2 protein-coding genes are annotated in these 2,571 nt (G+C 51.3%); one reads left to right on the forward strand and one right to left on the reverse strand.

The features are described 5' to 3' along the window. Positions 1-210 precede the first annotated feature (210 nt). Positions 211-1,179 (forward strand): LysR substrate-binding domain-containing protein, encoded by a 969-nt coding sequence (locus WCA53_RS29855; RefSeq protein WP_423919804.1) that lies wholly within the window; start codon positions 211-213, stop codon positions 1,177-1,179. A gap of 216 nt (positions 1,180-1,395) precedes the next feature. Here the strand turns inward: WCA53_RS29855 and WCA53_RS29860 are convergent. Continuing rightward, positions 1,396-2,571 (reverse strand): MFS transporter (locus tag WCA53_RS29860; RefSeq protein ID WP_423919809.1); only part of this gene is annotated, 1,176 nt, incomplete at its 5' end.

Raw genomic sequence — 2,571 nt, forward strand, 5'->3', positions numbered from 1 at the left:
CAGGCAGTGCGGCCGCGTTGTCACTTCACACGTGCGATGTTCGCTCAAATCAATTTTCAATTAGAACCTTGCGACTCAGATCAAGGAGACAACATCGCATAACTACCCGCAGGTAGAACTCAAACGTTGGCTTTGGAAGCGTTCGACCGCTCTCTGCTACGTCACAAGAAGGTAACGGATTTGGACTTACGAGAACTAGCAATAGTTAAAATGCCACTACAAAGCAGAGAAGAATCCACCAGGAACGGTTTATATAAGGTACGTAGATCATTGCCGCCTCTAAACGCCGTTAAAGCATTCGAGGCGGCGGCGCGCTTGGGCTCCATCACGCGCGCAGCGTCAGAACTAAATGTAACGCCATCCGCCATTAGCCAGCAGATAAAAAGCTTGGAAGAACATGTAGGGCGCAAACTTGTTCAGAAAAACAAGCAAGAATTAGAGCTGTTGGGAATTGGAAATCAAGGCTTTGCCGACATCTCACATGCTCTGGATCTTATAGCCCGCGCCTTTCAACCGGACGATGAAAGCGCTCAGCGGGTTGCATTCAGCACACTACCTGCGCTAGCCAGCCGTTGGCTAAATCCTCAATTGCAAGCCTTAATGGATCGCTATCCTAACCTGGACCTCTATATAGACTGTTCGCCGCATCTAGTCGATTTCTCCAGCGAATCATATGATTTGGCTCTCCGGTTTGGCCAAGGTCCGTATGACCCACTGAGCACCGATCGTCTTTTCACCGAACGCTTTCAGGCGGTCTGTGCTCCAATACTGAAGACAAAAATACAAGAGTACATTCAGCGCGGTCAACTTCACGCAATCAACTTTATTTGCGACGTTGGCATGCACTCCGGCGAACACGTGACCTGGTCCAATTGGCTGGAGAGGCGCGGGCTTTCCACTCAGATTCCAGAGCGCCGTATCGTATGTACAGACTCCAACATGTCGATCGATGCCGCGTTGAACGGATACGGTCTATTGTTGGGGCGCCATGCTCTGGTAGCGCAGTTGCTTGAGCAGGGCGCTTTAGTGGCGCTTGACGAGGAACCATTTGAAACAGAACTGGGCTACTTCTTGGTTTACCCGTCGTTGGCAGGGTTGAGTCCAGCCGCGCGCACGTTTCGCGGCTGGGTTCTCGAACAGAGCAAGCAATTACGCGATAAATACAAACTCAGTTTCTAAGCGACCCCGGATCGTGCAGCACGAAGTACCGCACCCTGGACATCCATAAATCCACATGCCATCAAAGCTAAAACTCGACAACTGCTTTCCGGACGGCCCTCTTCCGATCAAGCATTCGGCACTGAATCTCACGTACAAAACAAACGAGGCCGGTCGCTCATTGAATACACTGAGACTACGCATCGCGGACAGGCACTTCGTTTTCGCCACGCCCTTTTATGTCAATGCCTCCTTCACCGGAATCGTTGGCAGCCAAGTGGTGTAACCAAAGATGCTACGGCCCAACCATATCAGTAGGACGCCCAGTATTGAGGCAATCCCGAATATCATCCCAAATATGCCAAATGGCGAGAGATGGGACGAAAGCAATGCGACCGCTGCTGCGCTCATCGGAATAGAACACATATTCATAAGCCCAATCAGGCCCGTGGTCTTTCCCAAATGCTCATGCGGGATTATTTGGCTTCGTCCCGTACGAATGTAGACACTGAAGGCACCGTCAAACGCCATTAACGCAGCGTATCCAACCAGGTACATTGTGTAGTGTCTGGAAAGCGCTAGCACAAGGCCCGTCAAGATCATTGCGCAAAACGAAGTGGCGCCCAAAGTGGAGATTCCAAATCTATGTGCAAAGCGAGGTAGCAGGCTAAAAGTCACAATAGAGGTCACAGCAGCGCACGTCTGCAGAACTCCGAAATAGGACTCTGGCAATGCAAAGACCTGTAGAACTACCGATGCACTGACTACGAGTGCTGCGCCATATACCAAGTTCACCACCCAGGTCAACGCCGATAGATGAAATAGCACCTTGTTTTCCAGCAGTACGCGTAGTGCGGTTCGGTTCGATTCGTATAGGTCTGCGAACGAAAAACTGTGCTGCGAAAACATAGACTGACTACGCAACATCGATTGCAGTAGCGCAGACCCGGCGAAAAACGCCGCCCCCGCCAGCAAAATGGGAGTCAACCCTCCCCAGACGGAAATAACGGCGGCCAGGGCGGGTCCAGATATTTGGGTAACCTGCTCGACACCTTGCAGGATCGAGTTTGCTTTGGGCAAGTCGCTCACGGCAACGTTACGCGGGAGTAATGCCTCCGCACCGACGAAATTGAGAACGTACGCAATAGATAGAACGGCCATCATCAGCGAAAGGACCAAAAATGTGCTCGCGCCACCGGCGATCATCGCCAAAGCTAGCAGCAGTACCAGCATCCGTCCGGTGTCGACTCCGCATAGCAAATACCTGGGGTTGATACGATCAACGAAAAACCCCGCCAGCGGAAAAAACACTATGCGTGGCAACCACTCAATCACAAAGGCTAGCCCCGAATATTTAATGCTGCCGGTACTTTTGAAAATGGCGAGTGGGACAACAAATAGCAAGAATTGATC

The sequence above is a fragment of the Caballeronia sp. genome (genome assembly GCF_049581465.1).
In the GTDB taxonomy this organism is placed as follows: domain Bacteria; phylum Pseudomonadota; class Gammaproteobacteria; order Burkholderiales; family Burkholderiaceae; genus Caballeronia.